Origin of the sequence: Peterkaempfera podocarpi, from assembly GCF_042466665.1 — a bacterium.
Lineage (GTDB): Bacteria > Actinomycetota > Actinomycetes > Streptomycetales > Streptomycetaceae > Peterkaempfera > Peterkaempfera podocarpi.
Genome location: NZ_CP162102.1, coordinates 6,745,298 through 6,769,661, shown reverse-complemented (window position 1 = coordinate 6,769,661; position 24,364 = coordinate 6,745,298). Strand labels below are relative to the sequence as shown.

Below are 24,364 nucleotides of genomic sequence, written 5' to 3'. Positions count from 1 at the left end.
TGACGCACCCGGACGCCGGTCCTAGCTTGTCTGGGGTGGCACCACTCCCCCGGAGGTCCGCCCGTGCCGAACCACCCGCAGACCGGTCTCGACCGGCTCAACGCCGCCTCCTCCGCCGAGCTGGACGCACTGCTGCGCGAGGTCTGCGCCAGCCGCGGCTGGGCCTCGGCGGTCGCCGCGACCCGGCCCTGGCCGGACGGCGCGGCACTGCTCGCGGCCGGCGACGCGGCGGTGGCGGAGCTCGGCGAGGCCGGGCTGCGCGAGGCGCTGGCCGGGCACGCCAGGATCGGCGCCCCGAAGGACGGCGACGCCGTCTCGCGGCGTGAGCAGTCCGGGGTGCGGGGGGCCGGCGAAGGGCTGCTGCGGGAGCTGCGGGAGGCCAATGCCGCGTACGAGGCACGATTCGGCCATGTCTTCCTGATCTGCGCCACCGGGCGCAGCGCCGAGTCCATGCTGGCCGCGCTGCGCGAGCGCTGCGGCCACGACCCCGCGGCCGAGCGCGAGACGGTGCGCGGCGAATTGGGGAGGATCAACGCCATCCGGCTCCGCCGGCTGCTGGAGGAGGCGCCATGACCGGGATCTCCACGCATGTCCTGGACACCGCGCTCGGCCGCCCCGCCCCCGGGGTGCGGGTGGAGCTGTCCCGGCGGGCGGCGGACGGCGGCTGGCAGCTGCTGGCCGTCTCCGCGACCGACGCCGACGGCCGCTGCCGCGACCTGCCGGCCGTCCCCGAGGAGCCCGGCGGTGCGGTGCTGCGGCTGCGCTTCGGCACCGGGGACTACCTGCCGCAGCCCGCCTTCCTCCCCGAGGTGTCGGTGGTCTTCGCCGTCGAGCCCGGACAGCCGCACTACCACGTGCCGCTGCTGCTCAGTCCGTACGGGTACTCCGTCTATCGAGGGAGCTGAGGATCCATGGCCCATGTGCTCGGCCAGAACCAGTACGGCAAGGCGGAGACCCGCCTGGTGCGGATCACCCGGGGCGGCACCCGGCACGAGGTCAAGGACCTCAGTGTCTCCGTCGCCCTCTCCGGCGACCTCGACGATGTGCACCTGTCCGGCAGCAACGCCAACTGCCTCCCCACCGACACCGCCAAGAACACCTGCTACGCCTTCGCCAAGCAGTACGGGATCGGCTCCGCCGAGGAGTACGGGATCAGGCTGGCGCGGCACTTCGTGGACGACGTGGAGCCGATCCACCGGGCCAGGATCAGGATCGAGGAGTACTTCTGGGACCGGATCCGGACGCCCGGCGCCCAGGGCCGCTTCATCGGCTCGGAGGAGGTCGGCCACTCCTTCGTGCGGCGCGGCAGCGAGGTGCGCACCGCCGAGGTGGTCTGGGACGGCAGCGCCCTGCAGGTGGTCTCCGGTCTGCACGGGCTGGTGGTGATGAACTCCACCGACTCGGAGTTCTGGGGCTACATCAAGGACCGGTACACCACCCTCCAGGAGGCCTACGACCGGGTGCTGGCCACCGAGGTGACGGCCCGCTGGCGGCACTCCTTCACGGGTGCGCCGGGGCAGCCCGAGCCGGACTGGGACGCCTGCTGGGCGGAGGTGCGCCGCCATCTGCTGGAGGCCTTCGCCGAGACCTACAGCTACTCGCTGCAGCAGACCCTGCACGCGATGGGCATCCGGGTGCTGGACCATGTGCCCGGGGTGGACGAGATCCGGCTCCAGCTGCCCAACAAGCACCACTTCGTCGTCGACATGGCGCCCTACGGACTGAAGAACGAGAACGAGGTCTTCTTCGCGGCCGACCGGCCGTACGGCCTCATCGAGGGCACCGTGCACCGCGAGGGCACGGTCCCGGTCATCCCCGTGGACTAGGAGGCCGCCCATGGCGCGGATCGTGATCGAGAACTGCGCCGTCGCCACCGTGGACGCCGACTCCACCGAGTACGCCTCGGGGCACGCGGTGGTGGCGGGCAACCTGATCGAGTCGGTGGGCCCGGGGCGCGCCCCGTCGGACCTCACCGATGTGGTGCGCAGGATCGACGGGACCGGGCATCTGCTGACACCCGGACTGGTCAACACCCATCACCACTTCTACCAGTGGCTCACCAGGGGCCTGGCCCAGGACGCCATCCTCTTCGACTGGCTGGTGGCGCTCTATCCGGTCTGGTCGCGGATCGACGACCGGCTGGTGCACGCGGCGGCGCAGGGTTCGACCGCGGCGCTGCTGAAGTCCGGCTGCACCACGGCGATGGACCACCACTACGTCTTCCCGCGCGGCGGCGGCGACATCCTGGGTGCCGAGATCGAGGCGGTGGCCGAGCTGGGCATGCGGTTCACCGCCACCAGGGGCTCCATGTCACGCGGGGCGAGCGAGGGCGGGCTGCCGCCGGACTCCGCGGTGGAGCGCACCGAGGACATCCTGACGGCCACCGAGGAGGCGGTGGACCGCTGGCACGACCCGTCGTTCGGGTCGATGCTGCACATCGCCGTCGCGCCCTGCTCACCGTTCTCGGTGACCAGCGAACTGATGCGGGAGGCGGCGGAGCTGGCCCGCCGCAAGGGGGTGCGGCTGCACACGCACGGTTCGGAGACCGCCGAGGAGGAGCAGTTCTGCAAGGAGCTGTTCGGGATGGGCCCCACGGACTACTTCGAGAGCGTGGGCTGGCTGGGTGAGGACGTCTGGATGGCCCACTGCGTCCATATGGCCGACTCCGACATCGCCAAGTTCGCCGCCACCGGGACGGGGGTGGCGCGCTGCCCCTCCTCCAACGCCCGGCTGGCCGCCGGGATCGCCCGGGTGCCGGACATGCTGGCGGCGGGCGTCCCGGTGGGCCTCGGGGTGGACGGCACGGCGTCCAACGAGTCGGGCGAGCTGGGCACCGAGCTGCGCAACGCCCTGCTGATCAACCGGCTGCACGGCAGACCGGATGCCATGACGGCCCGTCAGGTACTGCGGCTGGGCACCATGGGCGGGGCCGCGGTGCTCGGCCGGCAGTCCGAGATCGGATCCGTCGAGCCCGGCAAACTCGCCGATCTGGCACTGTGGCGGATCGACGGCGTACTGCACTCCTCCATCGCCGATCCGGTGGCCGCCCTCACCCTGGGTGCGCTGCCCCCGCTCGCACTGCTGCTGGTCGACGGCAGGCCGGTGGTGGAGCAGGGACACCTGGTGCGGGCGGACGAGGAGTCCATCGCCCGGACCTGCGCGGCGGCGGCGCGCAATCTGGCGGCCCGCGGCTGACCCCACCCCCGTGGGGGCCGGCCGCGGCGCGGCGCCCGCCGCGCGGCTCCGCCGCACGGCGGGCCGCGCGGGCGGGGGCGGCCAGTGCCGCCCCCGCACTAGACGCGGCAGAGGATCTCGCCGTGCAGCACCACGAACCAGCCGTCCTGCCGGGCGCCCCACTCCCGCCAGCCCTCGGCGATGGAGCGCAGGTCCTCCTCGGTGGCGCGGCCCTGCTCCACCGCCTGGCGGGCGACGGCTGAGGAGGTCATCCGCTCCGCCCACATGCCGCTCCACCAGTCGCGGTCCTCGGGGGTCGCGTAGCACCAGGTGCCGGCGGACGGGACGATCTCGGCGAAGCCCGCCTGCTGCGCCCAGGAGAGCAGCATCCGGCCGGCGTCCGGCTCCCCGCCGTTGGCGGCGGCGACGGCCCGGTAGAGGTCCTGCCACCGCCCGAGGGCGGGGTTCTCGGGGTACCAGGTCATGGCGGCGTAGTCGGAGTCGCGGGCGGCGACGACGCCGCCGGGGCGGCAGACCCTGCGCATCTCGCGCAGCGCCTGGACCGGGTCGGTCACATGCTGCAGCACCTGGTGGGCGTGGACGACGTCGAAGGAGTCGTCGGGGAAGTCCAGCGCATGGATGTCGGCGACGGCGAAGTCGAGGTTGGTCAGGCCGCGGTCGGCCGCGGTGCGCCGGGCCTGGTCCAGTACCTCCTGCGAGGCGTCCGCGGCCGTCACCCGCCCGGTGCCGCCGACCCGTTCGGCGAGATCGGCGGTGATGGTGCCCGGGCCGCAGCCGATGTCCAGCAGGGCGGCGCCGGGGATGAGGTGCGGCAGCAGATAGGCCGCCGAGTTCTCGGCGGTGCGCCAGCTGTGCGAGCGGAGCACGCTGGCGTGGAATCCGTGCGTGTAGACGGTGCGGGACGTCATCGGACCACCTTCGTCGATGCGGATCGCGAGTGGGATCACCATAGATCCACATCCCGAAGTATGAGAATCGAGTATCACTATTCGAGATGCCCTTTTGGGCCCCGCCCCTCGGCCCTTGGGGGGCGGCGCGGCGTCCGATACGCTCACGGCGACATACCGACTGGTCGGTAGCATGTGCGGAAGGAGTCGCGATGCGCGCGATACAGATCACCGAGTTCGGCGGACCCGAGGTGCTGCGGGTGGTCGACCTGCCCGATCCGGTGGCCGGGCCCGGGCAGCTCCTGCTGGACGTCACGGCCGCCGGCGTCAACTACGCCGACACCCACACCGTCGAGGACTCCTACCTCTCCCGCTCCACCCTGCCGATGGTGCCGGGCGCGGAGGTCGTCGGCCGCACCGCGGACGGCCGGCGGGTGGTGGCACTCACCGAGGACGGCGGCTACGCACAGCGGGCCGCGGTGTGGGAGGCGATGGCCCACCACGTACCGGACGGGGTGACCGACGGCCAGGCGCTGTCGCTGGTGGTGCAGGGCCTCACCGCATGGCATCTGCTGCGCACCTCCGCCCGGCTCGCCGAGGGCGAGTCGGTGGTGGTGCACGCGGCGGCCGGCGGCACCGGTTCGCTGGCCGTGCAGCTGGCGAAGCTGTTCGGTGCGGGCCGGGTGATCGCCACCGCGTCCACCGCGGAGAAGCGAGCGCTGGCGCTGGAGCTGGGTGCGGACGCCGCCGTCGACGCCGACCCCTCGGGCCTCAAGGAGCGGCTGGTGGAGGCCAACGGCGGCCGCAAGGTCGATGTCGTCCTGGAGATGACCGGCGGTCCGGTCTTTGATGCCTCGCTGGCCGCACTCGCCCCCTTCGGGCGCCTGGTGACCTACGGCATGGCGTCCCGGGTCCCTCCGACGCCGCTGCAGGCGGCGCAGCTGATGGGCCGGTCCCGCTCGGTGGTGGGCTTCTGGCTGATGCACTGCATCGGCCGCCCCGGGATGTTCGCCGAGCCGCTGGCCGAGCTGATGGCGATGACCGCCGACGGCCGTCTGCGCCCCCAGGTGGGGGACGCGTACGGGCTCAGCGAGGCGGCCCGGGCCCATGAGGACCTGCGGGCCCGCCGCACCATCGGCAAGCTGCTGCTCGACCCCGCACGCTGACCCCCCGGCCCGCACGCCGCAGCGGGCGCCGCACCGGCCCTCCCGGCCGGCACGGCGCCCGCCCGGCCGGGGCCGGACATGCATGCCTCCCGGCGCGGCCGAGGCCGCGCCGGGAGGCCCGCCGCAGCGGCACTACGGCAGCAGCGCATACCCCGGGAGGGTGAGGAAGTCGGCGAACTGCTCGCCCAGCGCCACCTGTTCGAACAGCTCGCGGGCCGCCTCCCAACGGCCGTCCGCATAGGCGTCGCCGCCCAGTTCGCCGCGCAGCCGCGCCAGTTCCTGGTCGATACGGCGGCGCACCAGCTCCGCCGTGGCCTTCTCCCCGCTGTCCAGCACCACCCCGTTGCGGATCCACTGCCAGAGCTGGGAGCGCGAGATCTCGGCGGTCGCCGCGTCCTCCATCAGATTGAAGATGGCCACCGCGCCATGGCCCCGCAGCCATGCCTCGATGTAGCGCAGACCCACCGCGACCGCGCTGCGCAGCCCGTCCTCGGTGCAGCCGCCCTCGGTCGCCGAGACATCGAGCAGCTGCTCCGCGGTCACCTCCCCCTGCGGCATCCGCTGCTTCTGGTGCGGGGCCTCGCCGAGGACGGCGTCGAAGGAGGCGCGGCAGACCGGCACCAGGTCGGGGTGGGCAACCCAGGATCCGTCGAAGCCGCCGGCGGCCTCACGGTCCTTGTCGGCGGCGACCTTGGCGAGGGCGGCCCGGTTGACGTCGGGGTCACGGCGGGAGGGGATGAAGGCGGCCATGCCGCCGATGGCGTGGGCGCCGCGGCGGTGGCAGGTGCGCACCAGCAGCCGGGTGTAGGCCTGCATGAAGGGCGCGGCCATGGTGACGCTGTTGCGGTCGGGCAGCACAAAGCGCTCGCCGGCGTCACGGAAGTTCTTGATCATCGAGAAGAGGTAGTCCCAGCGGCCGGCGTTGAGCCCGGCGGCGTGCTCCCTGAGCTCATAGAGGATCTCGTCCATCTCGAACGCCGCCGTGATGGTCTCGATCAGCACGGTGGCCCGCACGGTGCCCTGCGGGATGCCCAGCTCCCGCTGTGCGTGGACGAAGACGTCGTTCCACAGCCGGGCCTCGAGGTGGCTCTCGGTCTTGGGGAGGTAGAAGTACGGGCCGGAGTTGGGGTCGGCCGGGCCGCGGGCCCCCAGCCGGGCCGCGTTGTGGAAGAAGTAGAGGCCGAAGTCGAACAGGGCGCCCGCCATCGGGGTGCCGTCGACCTGGAGGTGGCGCTCGTCGAGGTGCCAGCCGCGGGGGCGGACCACCACGGTGGCCAGTTCGGCGTCGGGCTTCAGGGCGTACGACTTGCCCTCGGCGGAGGTGAAGTCGATGCGCCGCTCGAAGGCGTCGATCAGATTGAGCTGGCCCTGGACCAGGTTGGCCCAGGTGGGGGAGGTGGCGTCCTCGAAGTCCGCGAGCCAGACCCGGGCACCGGAGTTGAGCGCGTTGACGGTCATCCTGCGGTCGGTGGGGCCGGTGATCTCCACCCGGCGGTCCTGAAGGGCGCGCGGCGCCTCTGCGACGGTCCACTCGGCGGCGCGGATGTCTGCGGTCTCGGGGAGGAAGTCCAGCCGCCCGGTCCTGGCGATCCCGGCGCGGCGCTCGGCGCGCAGCGCCAGCAGTTCGCGGCGGCGGCCGTCAAAGGCTAGGTGGAGGCCGGCCAGGAAGGCGAGGGCGTCCGCGGTGAGCACCTCCGCGGCGCGGTCGACCGGAGGGCCGGAGACGGTGACGACCGGGGCTGATGCCATGTCAGAACGCTCCTCGGTGAGCTGCGCTGCGGGGACGGCTGCTGCTACTGCTACCGGAGGCTAGTTCGCCCGGTGGCGCACTTCAACGGTTTGTTGAGCGGCTCGCCGGACTCAGCCCTCCCGCAGGTGGTCCGCCAGCCAGGGCAGCGCCACCGGGATCTCCGTACTCCAGGTGTGGAAGTTGTGCCCTCCGCTGCCCAGGGTGATGGAGGACGCCCGCAGCGGCGGCCGGACCGCCGCGAGGAACTCCTGGGTGGCCCGGTAGTCGGACTCCCCCTGCCTGCTGGTGGTGACCAGCACCGACACCCCGGGGGCCGGCAGGTGCTTCAGCCGCCACATCAGATCGCTCTCCCTGCGCAGACGGGCGCTGCCGCCGAACAGGTCGCCGGTGGTGGTGTCGACGGCCGCGCGGTAGTAGCCGGACAGCGAGGCGGCGGCGCCGTACGCCTCGGGGTGGCGCATGGCGAACCGCAGGGCGCAGTAGCCGCCCGTGGAGTCCCCCATCACACCCCAGCTGTGCGGCCCCGTGGCCACCCGGTAGGCGGCGGCCACCGCCTTGGGGACATCGCGGACGAAGTAGGTCTCGGCCTGCGGGCCGTGGGGCACGTCCTGGCACTCGGTGTCCCGGGGCGGGGCCACGGTCGGCCGCAGCAGCACCAGCACGGTGGGCCGCATCCGGCCGGCGCGGAGCCGGTCCAGCTCGACCCCGGGGTAGTCGAGCCGGGTCAGCAGATTGCGGGCGTCGCCGGGGTAGCCGGTGAGGACCACCACGACGGGCAGCCGCCGGTGGGCATACCGCGGGCTGAAGTACTGGGGCGGCAGATAGACATAGCCGTCGCCGGCCAGGCCGGACCGCGCACCGGAGATCCGCACCCGCTCGATCAGCCCGGAGCGCTGCGGGACGTCGCCGAGCGGACCGCCGGCCCGGTATCTGCCGAGCTGCTCCACCCCGGTGCGGCCGTTCGCGGCGCCCGCCGGTCCGCCGCCCACCGCGAAGTGGTTCTGCACGGCGACCGGCTGGTGGCCGCCGGTGCCCAGCAGGTCGGCCCAGTCGGCGTAGAAGGAGAAGTAGTTGTTGGCGACCAGGGCCAGCGCGGCGAGCGTCGCCAGTTGCGTGGCCACGATGGTGCCCAGCCGTCCCAGCAGTGCCGCCCAGTGCCGCCGCGCCAGCCGCGGCCACACCCAGACGGTGCCGGCCACGCATGCCAGCGCGACCAGGGCGACGACCGTCAGCAGCGCCCCGCTTGTCAGACCCATGATCCCGACCTCCCTCCCCCGGCGGGCGGCGGTGTCCCGGCGCCGTCCCGAACAAGCTTCACCCCGCGCGGAAGGGCGGCCGTCGGCGTGCAGACGGAAAAGGCCCCCGCCGATCGGCGGGGGTCGCCGGTTCCTTCGCAGCCGCAGTGGGAACCCGCCGCTGTATCGTCACCGGGGGCGGTCCGACCACCGACCGCGCCGTACCACGCACCGACGGGGAGCCGCAGGACCATGAACGACAGCGCACCGCTGCCGGCGTTCGCCGGCCGGACGTACCTCTTCCGCGTCGACAACGGCGCCGAGTTCCGCAACTGCTACTCCGCGGACGGACGACGGCTGCGCTGGGAGGGGCTCGGCGAGTCGGCGGGCCAGTGGGACGATGTGGCGCTGCATGTGGCGGAGGTGGCGCCCGCGGTCTACTTCGTCAACTGGACCGAGCGCGCAGCGGACTCACCGTCAGCCATGTGATGGACCTCAGCACGCTCACCGTCAGGGTCTTCTGGACCTACGAGGGCGAGGGCGGCCGGGTGGGCGAGCTGCACTCGGGCAGCCTCCAGCAGGTCGGCTGACCGGGGCTCGGCCGGCGGCACCGGCACCTCCGGGACGGTCCGGATCCAAGAGCCGCGCCGCGCCGCGAAGGCAACGGCGGGGCTCAGAGCCACCGCTGCGGATCGGTAAGGTCGATGGCCAACGGGAAGGGCTGTTCCAGTTCGAGCTCGCCCCGGTGGATGCCCATGGGCATGTACGTCCCGGTCGCGGCCTCCCGCTCGAAGACGTGCACCACGAGTTCACCGCTCTCGTTCTCGACCCGCCAGTAGTGCGGGAAGCCGGCGCCCGCGTACTTCCGTGGCTTGAGCTCACGATCGCGCTCCTCCGAGTCGGGCGAGACGACCTCCACGGCGAGGACCACGTCCTCGGGCCGGTAGGTGGTCTGCCGGTCCCCCGTCACCGCCTCGCGCCTCACGACCAGCAGGTCCGGCTCCGGCCGATCCCTTGTGCCGAGCGTGACGGTCATCTCCCGCAGCACGGCCAGGTGCGACGGACGGGCACCGACCAGACCGAACTCCAGCAGCCGGATCGCATAGACATGGAAGTTGGACTGCGGGCTCACGAAGACCAGGTTCCCGTCGATCAGTTCCGTGTGCGGCGGGAGGTTCGGAAGCCGGTCGAGATCGTCGGCGATCCAGCCGCGTTCCGGAGGAACGGGCCAGGTGGGCTCCGGAGGTACGACGGACATCAGTGCTCCCATGGGCCGGATCCTCGCCGATACGGCAAGCCTACCCACGGCCTTTTCACGACCACCCACCCGAACGGGCGAGCGCATGCCGCCAAGGCTGCACCCGGGGCTCGCGGGGAGCGGCCGGCGTGGAGGTCCTGACCAGTGCGAGGGCAGGTTCCCGGGCTTCGGTCATCGCTCCAGCGTCCGTCGCCGGTCGGCCGATCCGGCTCGCCCGCTCCGTGACTCCCCCTCGTATACACGGGCTTCTCGCCAGGTCGGGGTCGGCATCGCGGCCTCCGCCTCGAAGACCCGCGAGTGCCCGCACGGATCGCGGACAGCGCAGGGCTGCGCCCCGCTCCCAGGTTGTGGGGCGGGGCGCAGCCGGGTGCACTGTGCTGACCGGGTCGGATCAGTACCAGTGGTGGGTCTGCCAGAACGACCAGGCGGCGTTCGGGCTGCCGTAGCGCTCGTTCATGTACTTGAGGCCCCAGGAGATCTGGGTGACCGGGTTGGTACGCCAGTCGGAGGCAACCTCCGCCATCTTGGAGCCCGGCAGGGCCTGCGGCAGGCCGTAGGCGCCGGAGGACGGGTTGGTGGCGTGGATGTCCCAGTCGCTCTCGTGGGTGATGATCGCGTCGAACGCGGCCCACTGACCGGCGGGGACCATGGTGCGGGCCAGGGCACGCACCGCGGTCGGGGTGGTGCTGGTCACCGGGGCGAGCGGGCGCGCGCCTCGGAGCGGGAGGCGGACTGGGCGGCCTCGTGGGCCGCGGCGCGGGCCTGGGTGTTCAGGTGCGCGATGTGCAGCACGTGCTGGTGGTGCACATGGGCCAGATGCGCCACGTGGGCCTCGTGCGAGGAGACCGAAGCCGTCGCAGCGGAGGCGCTCGCCGGAGCGGCCAGCGCGGCAGCGGATGCAAGGCCGGCGACGGTAACGGCGACGGCGGTACTCCGGCGCAGGCCGGTGAGGGAGGACAGACGCATGGGAAGACCTCAATCGGTTGGCTCGGCCCCAGCGCGCACGGCAGCACAGCGGCATGAGCCGCGGTAGCTTCGGTGACGCCAGAACCGTGGGCACCCCGGTTTCGGGTTCAGTGCCGGACGGGCACGCCCCGCGGTCCGCATCCCGGTGAGCCGGGAGCTGCGGTAGGCGGGGCGCCTAGCAACTGGCCACAGTCTTAGCCCCGCTCCCGGAACCGGCCAAGACCGGTTGCTACGGCCGTCGATCGTAGACAGACCATCTCGGGAATCCACCGGCGGCCGCCGGGGTTACCCGGTCGCACCACCCTCAAACCTGCCGATGCGAACTTCTCGGCATCTCCACAATTGCCCCGCTGACCTGCCACAACGTAGGGCGGTCGCCCTCTGTTCCGCAGACCGCCGGTTCCGGGTCGGAATGAGGATCCGATGAGAAGTCCCGGCGGCCCGTCTTATCAACTACCGCGCCTCGTTGACGTCCGCCGGCCTGTGAGCGGCATCACTCCGCAGGGGCCTCCAGGCGCCTTCGGGAGGGATCCGGCGGCGTCCGGCGGCGGCCTGGACGCGCCGCGACGACGCCGGACACGGCGGCGGGACGGGCCGGATCGGCACCACCGGATGCCCGCCCGGGTCCGGGCCGGCCTGCAACGGTGCGCCCCCACCCTGAACGATCACCGGACGCCGCCGCGGACCGGCCTCCGGCGACCGGGCCGAACCTCCCGGCGCGCGGGTTACGGTGGTGCGACCCCGTCCGGAGCAACCCGCAAGGAAGTCCATGACCACCCCGCTGCCCAAGGCCGAACTCCACCTCCATATCGAGGGGACCCTGGAGCCGGAACTGGCCCTCGCCCTCGCGGCCCGCAACGGGATCGACCTCCCCTACGGTTCGGCGGACGACCTGCGCGCCGCCTACTCCTTCCGCGACCTGCAGTCCTTCCTCGACCTCTACTACGCACTCATGGCGGTGCTCCGCACCGAGCAGGACTTCACCGACCTCGCCGAGGCCTATCTGGCACGGGCCCGGCGGCAGGGTGTACGGCACGCGGAGATCTTCTTCGACCCGCAGGCGCACACCGCCCGCGGCGTCGACCTCCGCACCGTGGTCGAGGGCCTCGGCCGGGCGCTCGACTCCGCGGAGCAGCGCCACGGCATCACCACCCGGCTGATCCTCTGCTTCCTGCGGGACCTCTCCGCCGAGGACGCGCTGGAGACCCTGGAGAGCGCCAGGCCCTACTTCGGCACCCTGATCACCGCGGTCGGACTGGACTCCGCCGAGGTCGGCAATCCCCCGTCGAAGTTCCAGGAGGTCTTCGCGCTGGCCAGGGAGGCCGGGCTGCACCTCGTGGCGCACGCCGGTGAGGAGGGGCCGCCCGAGTACGTCTGGGAGGCCCTGGACCTGCTGCGCGTCGAGCGCATCGACCACGGCATCCGCAGCCTGGAGGACGAGCGGCTGGTGGAGCGGCTGCGCCGGGAACGCGTGCCGCTGACCGTCTGCCCGCTCTCCAACGTGCGGCTGCGCTGCGTCGACCGGCTGGAGGACCACCCGCTGCCGCGGATGCTGGAGGCCGGGCTGCTGGTCACCGTGAACTCGGACGACCCCTCCTACTTCGGCGGCTATGTGGAGGACAACTTCCGCGCCCTCACCGCCGCACTGGGACTGGACGAGGAGCAGCGGCGCACCCTGGCGGCCAACTCCTTCCACGCCTCCTTCCTCGACGACAAGCAGCGGGCCGCCTATCTCGCCGAGGTCGAGGCGCACCGCTTCGGCTGAGCGCGGCACCGCGCGGCGGCCGACCGGCGGGACGCACGGGCGGGCACGCACGCGCGACGGCCGACCTGCAGGACGCACAGGCGGGCACGCACGGCGGCCGACGGGCGGGGGCGGAGCACCCGGGTTACGGTGCCAAGGTCGCGGCACGGTGGCACACCTGCCGTCGTGGATGCCCTGGGAGGCTGAGATGACCTGTGCGGACCCGCGAGACTTCGGCCTGCTGGCCCTGCGCGGTGCAGTCGGGGGCGCACTGGTCGCCCACGGTGTGCAGAAGCTCTTCGGCTGGCTCGGCGGCGGCGGTCTTGACGACACCGCCGGGGCCATGGAGCAGATGGGCTTCCGGCCGGGCCGGGACAGCGCCCTGGCCGCGGGCGTCGGCGAGGCCGGCGGCGGTGCCCTGATGCTCCTCGGGCTGGCCACCCCCGCCGCGGGCGCCGCCGGTATGGGCACCATGGCGGCGGCGGCCGCGGTGCACGCCCCCAACGGGTTCTTCGCGGCGGGCGGGGGCCTGGAGTACCCCGTGCTGCTCGGTGCGGCCGCCGGCGCCCTGGCCCTCACCGGCCCCGGGCGCTACTCGGTCGACCATCTGCTGGGCGAACGGCTCGCCCGGCCGACCATGGGACTGGTCTCCCTCGGCTTCGCCACCGCCGCCTCCTGCGCGGTCCTGGCCCGGCGCCGCCGTGCCCTGCACGCCGAGGCCGCGGCCATGGAAGCGCGCGCCGCCAACATCGACGTGCTGCCCTGATCCCTCCACCGTGCGGTGGAGGCGGTCCCGCAGTGGTGCCCCGGCCGTGCCCGGCGAGCCGTGCCGCGTGCCCGCCGGACAGGCCGCGCGAAGACAACCGGGGGTGCATGCCGCCGGAGTGCACGGCTCAGCGGCGCGGTCCGGGATCGCGGGGTGCGGGTGCGCGGTGCAGCTCCAGCGTGGCCGGGCAGGGGGTGAGGCCGGGGCCGCCGGCGAGGGTGTACGCGACCACGTCCTCGATGCAGTCCTGATCGAGTGCCCAGCCCAGCCACTCGGTCCGGCCGCCCCGGGTGCGGCCCCGGGTGGAGGGCTGCACCACCAGGACGTTGGCCCGCTCGCACGCCCCGAGACAGTCGGTGGTGCGTATCACCAGCGAGCCGTCCGACCCTGCGGCGGCCTCCCGCAGCCGGTGCAGCTGGGCCTCGTGATCGGTGTCCGGGAACTTTCGCGCGGAACCGCAGCAGCAGCCCCGGCAGACCACCACGGTGCACGGCCTGCCCACTCGGAAGATCGTCACGACCTCATCCTCGCAGCCCCGATCGCGGGTAGTAGCTTGACGTCTGCAGATCCGCACCCTGCGAACAAGGAAGTCCTTCCATGCCCGTCCCGCCCCCGTACCGCGCAGCCGACGACCGCTACGGCTCGATGGAGTACCGCCGCAGCGGCCGCAGCGGAGTGCTGCTGCCCACGGTCTCCCTCGGCCTCTGGCACAACTTCGGCGACACCCATCCCCTGGAGACCCAGCGGGCGGTGCTGCGCCGGGCCTTCGACGCGGGCATCACCCACTTCGACCTGGCCAACAACTACGGTCCGCCCTACGGCTCGGCCGAGGCCAACTTCGGCCGCCACTTCGCCGCCGACTTCCGGCCGTACCGCGACGAGCTGTTCATAGCGACCAAGGCCGGGTACGACATGTGGCCCGGCCCCTACGGCGAGTGGGGCTCCCGCAAGTATCTGCTCTCCAGCCTGGACCAGTCGCTGACCCGGATGGGCCTGGAGTACGTCGACGTCTTCTACCACCACCGCCCGGACCCGGACACCCCGCTCGAGGAGACCATGGGAGCGCTCGCCTCGGCGGTGCGCCAGGGCAAGGCGCTCTACGCGGGCCTGTCCAACTACAGCCCGGAGCGGATGGCCGAGGCCGCCGCGATCCTGCGCGACCTCGGTACGCCGCTGCTGATCAACCAGCACCCCTACTCCATGCTGGAGCGGGGCATCGAGGGCGGTCTGCTGGAGCGCTCGGACGAGGCAGGGGCCGGTGTGATCGCCTTCTCCCCGCTGGCCCAGGGGCTGCTCACCGACCGCTATCTGGAGGGCGTGCCGGCGGACTCCCGGATGGCGGTGGGCCACTTCCTGCGGCGCGAGGCGCTGACCGAGCAGCGTCTCACCATGCTGCGCTCGCTCAACACGGTGGCCGAGAAGCGCGGTCAGACGCTGGCGCAGCTGGCACTGACCTGGCTGCTGCGGGACCGGCGGGTCACCTCGGTGCTGATCGGCGCGAGCAGCGTGGCCCAGCTGGAGCAGAACCTGGCCGCGTTCGGCGGGGCGGACTTCACCGGCGAGGAGCTCGCCGAGATCGACCGCATCACCGTCGAGGGCGGGGTGGCGGTGCCGGGGCACTGACCCCGGTCCGGACACGACGGCGGCCGCCGTCCCACCTGGGGGTGGGCGGCGGCCGTCAGTGTCCGTGCCGGTTGCGGGACGCGGTGGCTCAGGCGCTCTTGATCGCCGAGATGTCCAGGACCAGCTTGGCCTTGTCGCTGATGAGCACGCCGCCGCCCTCGAGGGCAGCGTTGTAGGTGAGGCCCCAGTCGCTGCGGTTGATCTGGGTGCCGCCCTCGAAGCCCACCCGCAGGTTGCCGTACGGGTCGGTGGCGGAGCCGTTGAAGGCGAGGTCCAGGGTGACCGGGCGGGTGGTGCCCTTGATGGTGAGGTCGCCGGTCAGCCGGTAGGTCTCGTCGTCCAGGCGCTGGGCGGCGGTGCTGCGGAAGGTGATCTCCGGGTAGGTCTCGGCCTCGAAGAAGTCACCGGTCCGCAGGTGCTCGTCGCGCTGCTGCTGGTTGGTGTCGATGCTGGCGACCTTGATCGAGAGCTCGGCGGTGGACCGCGAAGGGTCGGTGCCGTCCAGGTGCAGCTTGCCCTCGTACTCGGCGAACTCGCCGCGCACCGTGGTGACCATGGCGTGCCGGACGGTGAAGCCGATGCTGCTGTGGGTGTTGTCGATGGTGTAGTCACCGGTCAGCGCAGACAGGTCCGCCCCAGTGGCGGCGGTCGCGGTCGGGGTGGCGGCTTCCTCGGTCTTGTTGCGGTTGAACAGGCCCATGATGAACTCCAAAGGTTGATGCTTCAACTACCTGAGCTACACAGTAGCCCCTTCTGGTTCCACTTTCAACAATCTTCTCGGCCATCGGCTTCCCGATGGGCCCCATGCCTCCCGCTATTGGCGGCCGACGCCCCGCCGGAACTAGCGTCGGAGCCCTCAGGCACCGCACGGACAGCCCATGGAGGCAGCGTTGCAGCAGCAGGCGGAGCGGCGGGGGACCATCGGAACCTGGGCACGGATACCGGTGGACGGCTCGGCACCGATGGACGCCTATGTCAGCCGGCCGACGGCCCCGGGCCGGTACCCCAGAGTGCTGGTGGGGTTCGAGATGTTCGGGGTGACGCCGTACATCCGCGATGTCGCCGACCGGCTCGCGGAGTCGGGTCATGTCGCAGTGGTTCCCGACTTTCATCACCGGGCGGCCCCCGGGGTGCAGCTGACCGCCGACGACGAGGGGCGCCGTCGCGGATTCGAACTGATAGGGCAGCTCACCCGGCCCGGGGTGCTGGCCGACCTGGCAGCCGTGATCGGCTGGCTCGACCGGCAGGAGTACGCCGGAGCCGGGACCGCCATGGTGGGTCTCAGCCTGGGCGGCCATATCTCCTACTATGCGGCGACCCAGCTGGATCTGGCAGCAACCGTGGTCTTCTACGGCGGCTGGCTCACCGGTACGGACATCCCGCTCAGCCGCCCGGAGCCCACGGTGGAGCTGTCGGCCGGGATCAGGGAGCACAACGGCCGGCTGCTGTTCCTCACCGGCGCGGACGACCATCTGCTCGACGCCGCGCAGCGGGAGGTCATCGCCGACCGGCTGACCGCCGCCGGGGTCGCGCACGAGATGGTGGTCTACCCGGCACCGCACGGGTTCTTCTGCCACGAGCGGGACAGCTACCGTCCGGAGGCGGCCGAGGACGCCTGGCGGCGCACCCTGGAACTGCTGGCGGCCCGGCTGGCACCCGAGGCCGGCCGCTGAGCGCACTCCCGAGGCCGATGCGACTCCGGGGCCGCAATGCCCCGTCCGAGTGCAGCCCGACCACCGGGCGGGGGTGCGGACCGGCGGAAGGAGCGGTCACGGCCCGCCCGCATCCCGCTCGACCCGCGGCCCAGCCGCCCAGCCGCCCAGCCGCCCAGCCGCCCAGCCGCCCAGCCCACGATGCCGGTTGCGGTGGGGAGCCTGCGCCCACACGCCGCTGCGGAGGCCGGCCTGACCGGCCATGGCTTCAAGGACGGCTGCGACATCCCGGCCGGCGGTCCCGCCGGGGCGGGGCTGACGGGTCAGTCCTCCGTCTCGGTGGAGCGGCCGAGGTAGGTGAGCGGACCGGCGTCCGGCACATCGATCACATGGAAGTCCAGCCGGTCGTAGAAGGCCCGGGCCGCAGTGTTCTCGGTGAGCATGCCCAGGTGCACCTGCTTGGCACCGGCCCTCCGGGCGGCGCCGAGGAAGGTCAGCAGCAGGGCGCGGCCGTGGCCGGAGCGCTGGTAGGCCGGCAGCAGATCGATGTGCAGATGGGCCGGATAGTCGGCCAGCGCAGGAATGATCATCCGCTCGGGGTTGTGCAGCAGCGCCGCCATGCCCTCGTCCGGGCCCTGGGGCTCGCCGGCCGGCGCGGGATGCCGGTCGGCGACCCGGGGCAGCCAGGACCGGCGGAAGGCGGCGGCGAAGGCGGCGGTGTCGGAGGTGCCGAGCACATAGCCGACCGCCCGACCGCCGTCGTCCAGCACAAAGGCCATTTCCGGTTCGAGATGCAGATAGGGCCCGGCGAAGTTGTCGCCCATCAGGTCGGGGTCGCGGTAGAGGCCGGTGGCGTCGCCGCCGGCGGCCGCGGTGCGCAGGCAGACCTCATAGACGGCCTCCCGGTCGCTCGGCAGATAGCCGCGGATCACCGGCGGCTGTGCGGAGGAGCCGGGCGAGAGCTGGTCGGGCATGACTGGAGTCCTTTGCGGTCCGTCGGCAGTCCTCTTGGGAGCGCTCCCAAGAATCAAACCAAACCGGCTGACCTCGGGGCAAGAGGTCAGCCGGACAGCAGTTCTGATGAAGCGTCAGTGCCGTCTCGGCGCGATACGGACTCCGGGATCCAGCTGCCGTGGAAGCCCGCCGGCACCCGTCGCGGCAGCTCCACCTCCGCCGGCACGGCGAGGTCCGCGGCGTCCAGCACCCGCAGCCGGGCCGAGCCGCCGGACCGATCGGAGACCAGCGAGAGCAGCCGGCCGTCGCCCTCCCGCCGCGCGCCCGCGGCCGGGACGAACACCGCTTCGCCCGGGGGCATGAGCCCTCAGCCGCACCGGCGGGCCCGGTCCGGGACCTCGGAGGAGGTCCCGGACGGGCCCGCCGGCGGTCAGTGGCCGCGGTCCAGCCACTCCTGGAGGTGCGGGCGCTCGGCACCGATGGTGGTGGAGTCGCCGTGGCCGGTGTGCACGACCGTCTGCGGCGGCAGGGTCAGCAACCGTTCCCGAATGGAGTCGATGATCGTCGGGAAGTGGGAGAAGGACCGGCCGGTGGCTCCCGGCCCGCCCGCGAAGAGGGTGTCCCCGGTGAAGACGGCGGAGAGCTCGGGGGCGTAGAGGCAGACCGCGCCCGGGGCGTGGCCGGGGGTGTGCAGCACGGTCAGCCGGGTCCCGGCGACCGTCAGCTCCTGGCCGTCGGCCAGTTCGCCGTCCGGGGCCCGGTCCGGGTGGGTCTGCCGCCACAGCGGCAGGTCGTCGGGGTGCAGCAGGACCGGGGCACCGGTGCGGGCGGCGAGCGCCGGAGCGGCGTCGATGTGGTCGTTGTGGGCGTGGGTGCAGACGATGGCGCTCAGCCGCCGGCCGGCCAGCGCCCGCTCGATGGCGTCGGCGTCGTGCGCGGCGTCGATCACCAGCGCCTCGGTGCCGTCGCCGACGATCCAGACGTTGTTGTCCACCTCCCAGGTGCCGCCGTCCAGCGAGAAGGTGCCGGAGGTGGTGAGGTGGTCGATCCCGGCGGTCATCCGAACTCCACCACCGAGCGCAGCACATCGCCGCTCTGCATCCGGGCGAAGGCGGCCTCGACGTCGTCGAGGGCGATGGTCTCGCTGACGAAGGCCGCCAGGTCCAGGCGGCCCTGGAGGTGGAGGTCGATCAGCATCGGAAAGTCACGGGACGGCAGGCAGTCCCCGTACCAGGAGGACTTGAGCGCCCCGCCGCGGCCGAAGACGTCCAGCAGCGGCAGTTCCAGCTGCATCTCGGGGGTGGGTACGCCGACCAGCACCACCGTGCCCGCCAGATCGCGGGCATAGAAGGCCTGCCGGTAGGTCTCGGGGCGGCCTACCGCGTCGATCACCACATCGGCGCCATTGCCCTCGGTGAGCGCGCGGATCGCCTCGACCGGGTCGGCCGCACGGGAGTTGATGGTGTGGGTGGCGCCCAGCCGGCGGGCGGTCTCCAGTTTGCGGTCGTCCACATCCACGGCGATGATGCGCCCCGCGCCGGCCAGCCGGGAGCCCATCAGGGCCGCTCCGCCGACACCGCCGCAGCCGATCACGGCCACGCTGTCGCCGCGGCCGACACCGCCGGTGTTGATCGCCGCGCCCAGTCCGGCCATCACGCCGCAGCCGAGCAGTCCCGCGACCGCGGGGGAGACGGCGGGGTCGACCTTGGTGCACTGCCCGGCCGCCACCAGGGTCTTCTCGGCGAAGGCTCCGATGCCCAGCGCGGGGGTGAGCTCCGTGCCGTCCTCCAGCGTCATCCGCTGGGTGGCGTTGCTGGTGTCGAAGCAGTACCAGGGCCGGCCGCGCCGGCAGGCACGGCAGCGGCCGCACACCGCACGCCAGTTGAGGATGACGAAGTCGCCGGGGGCGACCTCGGCCACCCCCTCCCCCACCGACTCCACGACGCCCGCCGCCTCATGGCCGAGCAGGAAGGGGAAGTCGTCGTTGATGCCGCCCTCGCGGTAGTGCAGATCGGTGTGGCAGACCCCGCAGGCCTGCACCTTGACCACCGCCTCACCCGGCCCCGGGTCCGGGACCAGGATCGTCTCCAGGGAGACCGGCTCGCCCTTCCCACGGGCGACCACACCTCGGACCTGCTGTGCCATGGGCACCTTCTCTCGCGGTCTGAATGCCTGCGGGAGGCCTGCCCCCTCCCGTCCGGCCTGCCAGTCTGCTCCGGACCCGGGCCCAGGGAAAGATCATCCGCCGGACCCGGCGTGCCGTCGCCTCCCCGGGGCGCCCGGATCGACACCTTTCGGCACCCCTCCGGGCGCGTCCGGCGGGCCGGTCGGCGGACCGGTCAGCTGGCCGGTCGGCGGGCCGGTCAGCGGGCGCCGATGGCGAACATCAGAAAGAGCAGCCCGGCGAAGAGGTGCACCGCGGCGATGTAGATGAAGACCCGGAGGTAGACCCGGTTCCCGGTGGGCTTGCCGGCGTCCTCGGTCACCCGGGGAGTCGAGGCGGCGTCAGCGGCCATGGTGGGATTCCTCTCTGGTGGTGTGGGGACCGATGCAGAGCTCGCCCAGCGGGCTCTGCAGCAGGGTGTGGACGAAGAGCAGCTCGGCACCGTCCTCGGAGGCGGCGGCCAGCTGGTGCGGGGTGAGCGAGTCAAAGTGCGCCGCGTCCCCGGGTTCCAGCAGCTGGACGGTGCTGCCGAGGGTCAGGCGCAGCCGTCCGCCGGTGACATAGAGCCACTCCTCGCCCGGGTGGATGCGCACCACCGCGTCCTGGACGGCGGGCGGGATGTGCACCCGCAGGGCCTGCATGGCACGCCCCGGGGCACCGGCCCGGCGGTAGCTCCAGCCGCCGGCGCGGCCGGACTCCATCCGGCCGCCGCGCACCACCGCGTCACGCAGCGGCGGCTCCTCCCCCAGCAGTTCGGCGACGGTGGTCGCGTATGCTCGGGAGAGGCCCAGCAGCACGGGGAGCGAGGGCTGGCGGCGTTCGGTCTCCAACCGGGAGAGGTGCGCCGGGGAGAGGCCGACCCGGGCGGCGGCCGCCTCCAGGGTGAGGCCGCTGCGGTGGCGCTGCTCCCGCAGGCGGGCGCCGAGGCCTTCGACCTCCTGACCCGCGCCGGGCTCGGTCCCGATGCTCTCGCTCATGGTTACAGTGCACAGCGGTCCTGCCTCAGAGGCAAACCTTGTGCCTCAGAGGCAAACCCGTTCGGTCGCAACCACGAGTGGCGAACACACGTCCTACGCGATAAGACAGCTTTGTCCCCAATTCCACCCCGACAGGGGGGACATCATGCCCGTTCCGACGCCCCGAGCGACCGCAGTCCGAGCGACGGCCCTCGCCGCCGCCGGCCTCCTCCTCACGGCGGGCGGCGCGCTCGCCGCCCCCGCGCCCGCATCCGCGCCCGCCGCACCGCGGACCACCTCGGCCCAGGTGGTCAACGCCCGCCTGGCCGGCCACCCCTCCTACGACCGCATCGTCATCGACGTCAACGGCAAACTGCCCGACGCCACGGTGAAGCAGGTCACCCGGCTGCTCTACGACGGCTCCGGGGAGCACGTCCCGCTGGCGGGCAAGGCCTTCCTGCAGATCGCACTGACCCCGGCGGTGGCGCACAACACCGCCGGCGATCCGGTCTACAAGGGCCCCCGCCTGGTCAGGCTGCATCTGACCCGGGTCAAGGGCTTCGCCAAGATCGGCGACTTCGAGGGGTATGTCACCTTCGGGGTCGCGCTGGACAAGAAGTCCACCTGGACGGTCCAGCGCCTGAGCTCGCCCAGCCGCCTGGTCGTGGACATCCGCCACTGAGGGCAACGGCGCGGGAGGCAGCCGCAGGACTGCCTCCCGCACCCTGTCACAGGCCGAGCTCCTGCGCCGCCTGCTCGCGCAGCTCCACCTTGCGCACCTTGCCGCTGACCGTCATCGGGAAGGACTCCACCACCCGGACATAGCGCGGCACCTTGTAGTGGGCCAGCCTGTCCCGGCAGAAGTCGGCGACCTCCTGGGCGCTCAGCGTCCCGGCGGGGTCGCGCAGCACCACGAAGGCGCAGACCTCCTCGCCGTACCGCTCGTCGGGCACCCCCACCACCTGGACGTCCGCGATCCCGGGGTGGGTGTGCAGAAACTCCTCGATCTCTCTCGGGTACACGTTCTCCCCGCCGCGGATCACCATGTCCTTGATCCGCCCCACGATGGTGAGATAGCCGTCCTCGCGCATCACCGCCAGGTCCCCGGTATGCATCCAGCGGGCCGGGTCCACCGCCTCCGCGGTGCGCTCCGGCTCGTCCCAGTAGCCCAGCATCACCGAGTAGCCCCGGGTGCACAGCTCGCCCGGCTCGCCGCGCGGCACGGTGGCGCCGGTGACCGGGTCCACCACCTTCACCTCGGTGTGCGGCATCACCCGGCCCACGGTGGCGGTGCGGTGCTCCAGGTCGTCCTCGCGGCGGGTCTGGGTGGAGACCGGTGAGGTCTCGGTCATCCCGTAGCAGATGGAGACCTCACCCATGTGCATGTCGGAGGCCACCCGCTTCATCACCTCCACCGGGCAGGGCGAGCCGGCCATGATGCCCGTACGGAGCGTGGAGAGGTCGTAGGAGGCGAAGTCCGGCAGCCCGAGTTCGGCGATGAACATGGTGGGCACCCCGTAGAGGGAGGTCACCCGTTCCGCCGCGACCGCGCGCAGGGTGGCGGCGGGGTCGAAGGTGGGCGCCGGGATCACTATGCAGGCCCCGTGGCTGGTGGCACCGAGATTGCCCATGACCATGCCGAAGCAGTGGTAGAAGGGGACGGGCAGGCAGACCCGGTCCTGCTCGGTGTAGCCCACCAGCTCGCCCACGAAGTAGCCGTTGTTGAGGATGTTGTGGTGCGAGAGGGTGGCGCCCTTGGGGAAGCCGGTGGTGCCCGAGGTGTACTGGATGTTGATGGGGTCGTCGCAGGAGAGCTGGGCCTCCCGGGCGGTGAGCGCGGCCGGGTCCATCCCGGCTCCCGCCTCCAGCAGCGCCTGCCAGGAGGGGTCGGCGATCCAGACGGCCTGCCGCAGACCGGGGCAGCGCGGCCGGACCTCCTCCACCATGGCGCGGTACGCACTGGTGCGGTACTCGGTCTGGGACACCAGCACGCCGATACCGGACTGGTTGAGCACATACTCCAGTTCATGGACCCGGTAGGCCGGGTTGATGTTCACCAGCACGGCGCCGATACGGGCGGTGGCGTACTGGACCAGCACCCACTCCGGGCAGTTGACCGCCCAGATGCCCACCCGTTCGCCCTTGGCGACCCCCAGCGCCAGCAGGCCCAGGGCCACCTCCGCCACGGCCCGGTCGAACTCCGCATAGGTCCAGCGGCGACCCGAGGGCACATCCACCAGCGCCTCGCGGCCGGGGTGGGCGGCCACCGTACGGGCCAGGTTGACGCCGATGGTGTCGCCGAGCAGCGGCAGGTCCGAGGTACCGCTGCTGTAGGAGAGTTGACGGCCGGTCATCGGAAGTCCTCCTCGCGGTACTCGGCGCCGGTGGCCAGGCCCTGCTCCTCGCGGCTGCGCAGCTCGATACGGCGGATCTTGCCGGAGATGGTCTTGGGGAGCTCGGCGAACTCCAGCCGCCGCACCCTCTTGTACGGGGCCAGCACCTCCCGCGAGTGCGCAAAGATCGCCTTGGCGGTCTCCGGACCGGGCTCCCAGCCGGCGGCCAGTGTCACATAGGCCTTGGGCACCGCAAGGCGCAGCGCGTCCGGGGCCGGGACCACGGCGGCCTCGGCGACGGCCTCGTGCTCCAGCAGGGCGCTCTCCAGCTCAAAGGGGGAGATCTTGTAGTCGGAGGCCTTGAAGACGTCGTCCGCACGGCCGATGTAGGTGATGTATCCGTCGGCGTCGCGGGAGCCGATGTCACCGGTGCGGTAGTAACCGCCGGCCATCGCCTCGGCGGTGAGCTCCGGGTCGCCGGAGTAGCCGGTCATCAGGCCCACCGGGCGCTCCCCGGTGAGGTCCAGGCAGATCTCGCCGTCGTTGCCGGGCTCACCGGTGACCGGGTCCAGCAGCGCGATGGCGAAGCCGGGCACCGGACGGCCCATGGAGCCCGGCTTCAACGGCTGGCCGGGGCTGTTGGCGATCTGCACGGAGGTCTCGGTCTGGCCGAAGCCGTCCCGGATGGTGACCCCCCAGGTCCGCCGGACGTGCTCGATGACCTCCGGGTTGAGCGGCTCCCCGGCCGCCACCGCGGTCTGCGGCGGGGTCGCCAGGCGGCCCAGATCCGCCTGGATGAGCATCCGCCACACGGTCGGCGGGGCGCAGAAGCTGGTGACGCCGCAGCGCTCCATCTCGGCCATCAGCCGATCGGCGTCGAAGCGGGTGTAGTTGTGGATGAAGACGGTGGCCTCGGCGTTCCACGGCGCGAAGACATTGCTCCAGGCGTGCTTGGCCCAGCCCGGTGAGGAGATATTGAGGTGCACATCCCCCGGCCGCAGACCGATCCAGTACATCGTGGACAGATGGCCCACCGGGTAGGAGACATGGGTGTGCTCCACCAGCTTCGGGCGGGCGGTGGTCCCGGAGGTGAAGTAGAGCAGCAGGGTGTCGTCGGCGGCGGTGGGCCCGGTGGGGGTGAACCCGGCGGGCGCGTCGTACGCCTGCTCGTACGGCAGCCAGCCCTCGGCGGGGCCGCCGACCGCGATCCGGGTGTAGTCGCCCGCCACGGCGGCGAACTTGGCGGTGTCGGCGGCGCGGGCCACCACCACCCGGCCGCCGCCGCGGTCCACCCGGTCGCGCAGGTCGGCCGGGCCCAGCAGGGTGGTGGCGGGGATGACGACCGCGCGCAGCTTCATGGCGGCCAGCAGGGTCTCCCACAGCTCCACCTGGTTGCCCAGCATCAGGATGATCCGGTCGCCGGGCCGCACCCCCTGGCCCGCCAGCCAGTTGGCCACCCGGTCGGAGCGCTCGGACATCTCGGCGAAGGAGAACCGCTGTTCGGAGCCGTCCTCCTCGGCGATCCACAGCGCGGTGCGGTCATTGCCGCGGGCGATCACATCGAACCAGTCCAGCGCCCAGTTGAACGTCTCCGGCCGCGGCCAGCGGAAGTCCCGCTGCGCGGTCGCCCAGTCCTCCCGGTGGGCCAGCAGGAAGTCGCGTGCCTCCCGGAAGGCGTCCGCGCCCTTGGTTGCCGTCATGGTCCCTCCAGATCG

Annotated in this window: 27 protein-coding genes; 11 read left to right on the top strand and 16 right to left on the bottom strand. The window is 72.5% G+C overall.

The window, feature by feature from the left end; genetic code table 11:
- Positions 1 to 63: 63 nt before the first annotated feature.
- Genes uraD through AB0761_RS29830 form a run of 4 tightly spaced genes read left to right on the top strand, consistent with a single transcriptional unit; the run spans position 64 to position 3,195 of the window.
- On the top strand, positions 64 to 573 hold the full coding sequence (uraD, locus tag AB0761_RS29845; protein ID WP_377272244.1) for a 2-oxo-4-hydroxy-4-carboxy-5-ureidoimidazoline decarboxylase: 510 nt from the start codon (positions 64 to 66) through the stop codon (positions 571 to 573).
- Positions 570 to 905 (top strand): hydroxyisourate hydrolase, encoded by a 336-nt coding sequence (gene uraH, locus AB0761_RS29840; protein WP_377272243.1) that lies wholly within the window; start codon positions 570 to 572, stop codon positions 903 to 905. The genes uraD and uraH overlap by 4 nt, the downstream gene beginning before the upstream one ends.
- A gap of 6 nt (positions 906 to 911) precedes the next feature.
- The gene (gene pucL / locus AB0761_RS29835; RefSeq protein ID WP_377272242.1) at positions 912 to 1,826 is read left to right on the top strand and encodes a factor-independent urate hydroxylase; all 915 of its coding nucleotides are present in this window, start codon (positions 912 to 914) and stop codon (positions 1,824 to 1,826) included.
- Positions 1,827 to 1,836: 10 nt separating this feature from the next.
- The gene (locus AB0761_RS29830; RefSeq protein WP_377272241.1) at positions 1,837 to 3,195 is read left to right on the top strand and encodes an 8-oxoguanine deaminase; all 1,359 of its coding nucleotides are present in this window, start codon (positions 1,837 to 1,839) and stop codon (positions 3,193 to 3,195) included.
- A gap of 98 nt (positions 3,196 to 3,293) precedes the next feature.
- Here the strand turns inward: AB0761_RS29830 and AB0761_RS29825 are convergent, their stop codons facing one another.
- Positions 3,294 to 4,103 (bottom strand): methyltransferase domain-containing protein, encoded by an 810-nt coding sequence (locus AB0761_RS29825; RefSeq protein ID WP_377272240.1) that lies wholly within the window; start codon positions 4,101 to 4,103, stop codon positions 3,294 to 3,296.
- Between the two features lie 191 nt (positions 4,104 to 4,294).
- Between AB0761_RS29825 and AB0761_RS29820 the strand changes: the two genes are divergently transcribed.
- Entirely contained in the window at positions 4,295 to 5,248 is a 954-nt protein-coding gene (locus AB0761_RS29820) for a zinc-binding alcohol dehydrogenase family protein (protein WP_377272239.1), read from the top strand.
- Between the two features lie 132 nt (positions 5,249 to 5,380).
- On the opposite strand, the gene aceB is transcribed toward AB0761_RS29820, so the two are convergent.
- Entirely contained in the window at positions 5,381 to 6,997 is a 1,617-nt protein-coding gene (gene aceB / locus AB0761_RS29815; RefSeq protein ID WP_377272238.1) for a malate synthase A, read from the bottom strand.
- 111 nt (positions 6,998 to 7,108) lie between these two features.
- Positions 7,109 to 8,254 carry an alpha/beta hydrolase gene (locus AB0761_RS29810; protein ID WP_377272237.1) on the bottom strand — a complete coding sequence of 382 codons (1,146 nt, stop codon included), beginning with the start codon at positions 8,252 to 8,254 and terminating at the stop codon, positions 7,109 to 7,111.
- A 231-nt stretch (positions 8,255 to 8,485) separates the two neighbouring features.
- Here AB0761_RS29810 and AB0761_RS29805 point away from each other — a divergent pair, with 231 nt between their 5' ends.
- Positions 8,486 to 8,722 (top strand): hypothetical protein, encoded by a 237-nt coding sequence (locus AB0761_RS29805; protein WP_377272236.1) that lies wholly within the window; start codon positions 8,486 to 8,488, stop codon positions 8,720 to 8,722.
- Between the two features lie 184 nt (positions 8,723 to 8,906).
- On the opposite strand, the gene AB0761_RS29800 is transcribed toward AB0761_RS29805, so the two are convergent.
- The 3 genes from AB0761_RS29800 to AB0761_RS29790 all read right to left on the bottom strand — a co-directional run bounded on the left by AB0761_RS29800 (position 8,907) and on the right by AB0761_RS29790 (position 10,457).
- The gene (locus tag AB0761_RS29800) at positions 8,907 to 9,503 is read right to left on the bottom strand and encodes a Uma2 family endonuclease (protein WP_377272235.1); all 597 of its coding nucleotides are present in this window, start codon (positions 9,501 to 9,503) and stop codon (positions 8,907 to 8,909) included.
- A gap of 379 nt (positions 9,504 to 9,882) precedes the next feature.
- Positions 9,883 to 10,185 carry a transglycosylase SLT domain-containing protein gene (locus AB0761_RS29795; RefSeq protein ID WP_377272234.1) on the bottom strand — a complete coding sequence of 101 codons (303 nt, stop codon included), beginning with the start codon at positions 10,183 to 10,185 and terminating at the stop codon, positions 9,883 to 9,885.
- Positions 10,182 to 10,457, bottom strand: a complete 276-nt coding sequence (locus AB0761_RS29790) for a hypothetical protein (protein WP_377272233.1) — start codon at positions 10,455 to 10,457, stop codon at positions 10,182 to 10,184. The genes AB0761_RS29795 and AB0761_RS29790 overlap by 4 nt, the downstream gene beginning before the upstream one ends.
- 769 nt (positions 10,458 to 11,226) lie before the next feature.
- Here AB0761_RS29790 and AB0761_RS29785 point away from each other — a divergent pair.
- Together AB0761_RS29785 and AB0761_RS29780 are read left to right on the top strand one after the other, a co-directional pair.
- On the top strand, positions 11,227 to 12,222 hold the full coding sequence (locus AB0761_RS29785) for an adenosine deaminase (protein WP_377272232.1): 996 nt from the start codon (positions 11,227 to 11,229) through the stop codon (positions 12,220 to 12,222).
- A gap of 187 nt (positions 12,223 to 12,409) precedes the next feature.
- Complete coding sequence (locus AB0761_RS29780; RefSeq protein WP_377272231.1) at positions 12,410 to 12,967, top strand: DoxX family membrane protein; 558 nt, start codon at positions 12,410 to 12,412, stop codon at positions 12,965 to 12,967.
- 127 nt (positions 12,968 to 13,094) lie between these two features.
- Here AB0761_RS29780 and AB0761_RS29775 read toward each other — a convergent pair whose 3' ends face one another.
- The gene (locus AB0761_RS29775) at positions 13,095 to 13,484 is read right to left on the bottom strand and encodes a (2Fe-2S) ferredoxin domain-containing protein (RefSeq protein ID WP_377272230.1); all 390 of its coding nucleotides are present in this window, start codon (positions 13,482 to 13,484) and stop codon (positions 13,095 to 13,097) included.
- Positions 13,485 to 13,564: 80 nt separating this feature from the next.
- On the opposite strand from AB0761_RS29775, the gene mgrA reads away from it, so the two are divergent.
- Positions 13,565 to 14,590 carry an L-glyceraldehyde 3-phosphate reductase gene (gene mgrA / locus AB0761_RS29770; protein WP_377272229.1) on the top strand — a complete coding sequence of 342 codons (1,026 nt, stop codon included), beginning with the start codon at positions 13,565 to 13,567 and terminating at the stop codon, positions 14,588 to 14,590.
- An 88-nt stretch (positions 14,591 to 14,678) separates the two neighbouring features.
- Here the strand turns inward: mgrA and AB0761_RS29765 are convergent, their stop codons facing one another.
- On the bottom strand, positions 14,679 to 15,290 hold the full coding sequence (locus AB0761_RS29765) for a YceI family protein (protein WP_377274389.1): 612 nt from the start codon (positions 15,288 to 15,290) through the stop codon (positions 14,679 to 14,681).
- Between the two features lie 178 nt (positions 15,291 to 15,468).
- On the opposite strand from AB0761_RS29765, the gene AB0761_RS29760 reads away from it, so the two are divergent.
- Positions 15,469 to 16,263 (top strand): dienelactone hydrolase family protein, encoded by a 795-nt coding sequence (locus AB0761_RS29760; protein ID WP_377272228.1) that lies wholly within the window; start codon positions 15,469 to 15,471, stop codon positions 16,261 to 16,263.
- 302 nt (positions 16,264 to 16,565) lie between these two features.
- On the opposite strand, the gene AB0761_RS29755 is transcribed toward AB0761_RS29760, so the two are convergent.
- The 6 genes from AB0761_RS29755 to AB0761_RS29730 all read right to left on the bottom strand — a co-directional run bounded on the left by AB0761_RS29755 (position 16,566) and on the right by AB0761_RS29730 (position 20,337).
- The gene (locus AB0761_RS29755; RefSeq protein ID WP_377272227.1) at positions 16,566 to 17,216 is read right to left on the bottom strand and encodes a GNAT family N-acetyltransferase; all 651 of its coding nucleotides are present in this window, start codon (positions 17,214 to 17,216) and stop codon (positions 16,566 to 16,568) included.
- An 86-nt stretch (positions 17,217 to 17,302) separates the two neighbouring features.
- Positions 17,303 to 17,557, bottom strand: coding sequence for a carotenoid oxygenase family protein (locus AB0761_RS29750; protein WP_377272226.1), 255 nt, complete (start codon positions 17,555 to 17,557; stop codon positions 17,303 to 17,305).
- Positions 17,558 to 17,626: 69 nt separating this feature from the next.
- The gene (locus tag AB0761_RS29745) at positions 17,627 to 18,256 is read right to left on the bottom strand and encodes an MBL fold metallo-hydrolase (protein WP_377272225.1); all 630 of its coding nucleotides are present in this window, start codon (positions 18,254 to 18,256) and stop codon (positions 17,627 to 17,629) included.
- Positions 18,253 to 19,341, bottom strand: a complete 1,089-nt coding sequence (locus tag AB0761_RS29740) for an S-(hydroxymethyl)mycothiol dehydrogenase (protein ID WP_377272224.1) — start codon at positions 19,339 to 19,341, stop codon at positions 18,253 to 18,255. Before AB0761_RS29740 ends, AB0761_RS29745 begins: the two co-directional genes overlap by 4 nt.
- 218 nt (positions 19,342 to 19,559) lie before the next feature.
- Positions 19,560 to 19,712 (bottom strand): DUF6126 family protein, encoded by a 153-nt coding sequence (locus AB0761_RS29735; RefSeq protein WP_377272223.1) that lies wholly within the window; start codon positions 19,710 to 19,712, stop codon positions 19,560 to 19,562.
- The gene (locus AB0761_RS29730) at positions 19,702 to 20,337 is read right to left on the bottom strand and encodes a helix-turn-helix domain-containing protein (RefSeq protein WP_377272222.1); all 636 of its coding nucleotides are present in this window, start codon (positions 20,335 to 20,337) and stop codon (positions 19,702 to 19,704) included. Before AB0761_RS29730 ends, AB0761_RS29735 begins: the two co-directional genes overlap by 11 nt.
- A gap of 145 nt (positions 20,338 to 20,482) precedes the next feature.
- Between AB0761_RS29730 and AB0761_RS29725 the strand changes: the two genes are divergently transcribed.
- Positions 20,483 to 20,998 carry a hypothetical protein gene (locus tag AB0761_RS29725; protein WP_377272221.1) on the top strand — a complete coding sequence of 172 codons (516 nt, stop codon included), beginning with the start codon at positions 20,483 to 20,485 and terminating at the stop codon, positions 20,996 to 20,998.
- Positions 20,999 to 21,044: 46 nt separating this feature from the next.
- On the opposite strand, the gene AB0761_RS29720 is transcribed toward AB0761_RS29725, so the two are convergent.
- A complete protein-coding gene (locus AB0761_RS29720) occupies positions 21,045 to 22,670 on the bottom strand; it encodes an AMP-binding protein (RefSeq protein ID WP_377272220.1) in 1,626 nt (541 codons plus the stop codon).
- Complete coding sequence (locus tag AB0761_RS29715; protein WP_377272219.1) at positions 22,667 to 24,349, bottom strand: AMP-binding protein; 1,683 nt, start codon at positions 24,347 to 24,349, stop codon at positions 22,667 to 22,669. Before AB0761_RS29715 ends, AB0761_RS29720 begins: the two co-directional genes overlap by 4 nt.
- Positions 24,350 to 24,364 lie beyond the last annotated feature (15 nt).

Bases quoted from the DNA above. Each gene is read 5' to 3' on its own strand.
- uraH (WP_377272243.1), top strand. From the start codon at position 570: ATGACCGGGATCTCCACGCATGTCCTGGACACCGCGCTCGGCCGCCCC.
- pucL (WP_377272242.1), top strand. From the start codon at position 912: ATGGCCCATGTGCTCGGCCAGAACCAGTACGGCAAGGCGGAGACCCGC.
- AB0761_RS29830 (WP_377272241.1), top strand. From the start codon at position 1,837: ATGGCGCGGATCGTGATCGAGAACTGCGCCGTCGCCACCGTGGACGCC.
- AB0761_RS29825 (WP_377272240.1), bottom strand. From the start codon at position 4,103: ATGACGTCCCGCACCGTCTACACGCACGGATTCCACGCCAGCGTGCTC.
- AB0761_RS29820 (WP_377272239.1), top strand. From the start codon at position 4,295: ATGCGCGCGATACAGATCACCGAGTTCGGCGGACCCGAGGTGCTGCGG.
- aceB (WP_377272238.1), bottom strand. From the start codon at position 6,997: ATGGCATCAGCCCCGGTCGTCACCGTCTCCGGCCCTCCGGTCGACCGC.
- AB0761_RS29810 (WP_377272237.1), bottom strand. From the start codon at position 8,254: ATGGGTCTGACAAGCGGGGCGCTGCTGACGGTCGTCGCCCTGGTCGCG.
- AB0761_RS29805 (WP_377272236.1), top strand. From the start codon at position 8,486: ATGAACGACAGCGCACCGCTGCCGGCGTTCGCCGGCCGGACGTACCTC.
- AB0761_RS29800 (WP_377272235.1), bottom strand. From the start codon at position 9,503: ATGGGAGCACTGATGTCCGTCGTACCTCCGGAGCCCACCTGGCCCGTT.
- AB0761_RS29790 (WP_377272233.1), bottom strand. From the start codon at position 10,457: ATGCGTCTGTCCTCCCTCACCGGCCTGCGCCGGAGTACCGCCGTCGCC.
- AB0761_RS29785 (WP_377272232.1), top strand. From the start codon at position 11,227: ATGACCACCCCGCTGCCCAAGGCCGAACTCCACCTCCATATCGAGGGG.
- AB0761_RS29780 (WP_377272231.1), top strand. From the start codon at position 12,410: ATGACCTGTGCGGACCCGCGAGACTTCGGCCTGCTGGCCCTGCGCGGT.
- mgrA (WP_377272229.1), top strand. From the start codon at position 13,565: ATGCCCGTCCCGCCCCCGTACCGCGCAGCCGACGACCGCTACGGCTCG.
- AB0761_RS29765 (WP_377274389.1), bottom strand. From the start codon at position 15,290: ATGGGCCTGTTCAACCGCAACAAGACCGAGGAAGCCGCCACCCCGACC.
- AB0761_RS29760 (WP_377272228.1), top strand. From the start codon at position 15,469: ATGGAGGCAGCGTTGCAGCAGCAGGCGGAGCGGCGGGGGACCATCGGA.
- AB0761_RS29755 (WP_377272227.1), bottom strand. From the start codon at position 17,216: ATGCCCGACCAGCTCTCGCCCGGCTCCTCCGCACAGCCGCCGGTGATC.
- AB0761_RS29750 (WP_377272226.1), bottom strand. From the start codon at position 17,557: ATGCCCCCGGGCGAAGCGGTGTTCGTCCCGGCCGCGGGCGCGCGGCGG.
- AB0761_RS29745 (WP_377272225.1), bottom strand. From the start codon at position 18,256: ATGACCGCCGGGATCGACCACCTCACCACCTCCGGCACCTTCTCGCTG.
- AB0761_RS29740 (WP_377272224.1), bottom strand. From the start codon at position 19,341: ATGGCACAGCAGGTCCGAGGTGTGGTCGCCCGTGGGAAGGGCGAGCCG.
- AB0761_RS29735 (WP_377272223.1), bottom strand. From the start codon at position 19,712: ATGGCCGCTGACGCCGCCTCGACTCCCCGGGTGACCGAGGACGCCGGC.
- AB0761_RS29730 (WP_377272222.1), bottom strand. From the start codon at position 20,337: ATGAGCGAGAGCATCGGGACCGAGCCCGGCGCGGGTCAGGAGGTCGAA.
- AB0761_RS29725 (WP_377272221.1), top strand. From the start codon at position 20,483: ATGCCCGTTCCGACGCCCCGAGCGACCGCAGTCCGAGCGACGGCCCTC.
- AB0761_RS29720 (WP_377272220.1), bottom strand. From the start codon at position 22,670: ATGACCGGCCGTCAACTCTCCTACAGCAGCGGTACCTCGGACCTGCCG.
- AB0761_RS29715 (WP_377272219.1), bottom strand. From the start codon at position 24,349: ATGACGGCAACCAAGGGCGCGGACGCCTTCCGGGAGGCACGCGACTTC.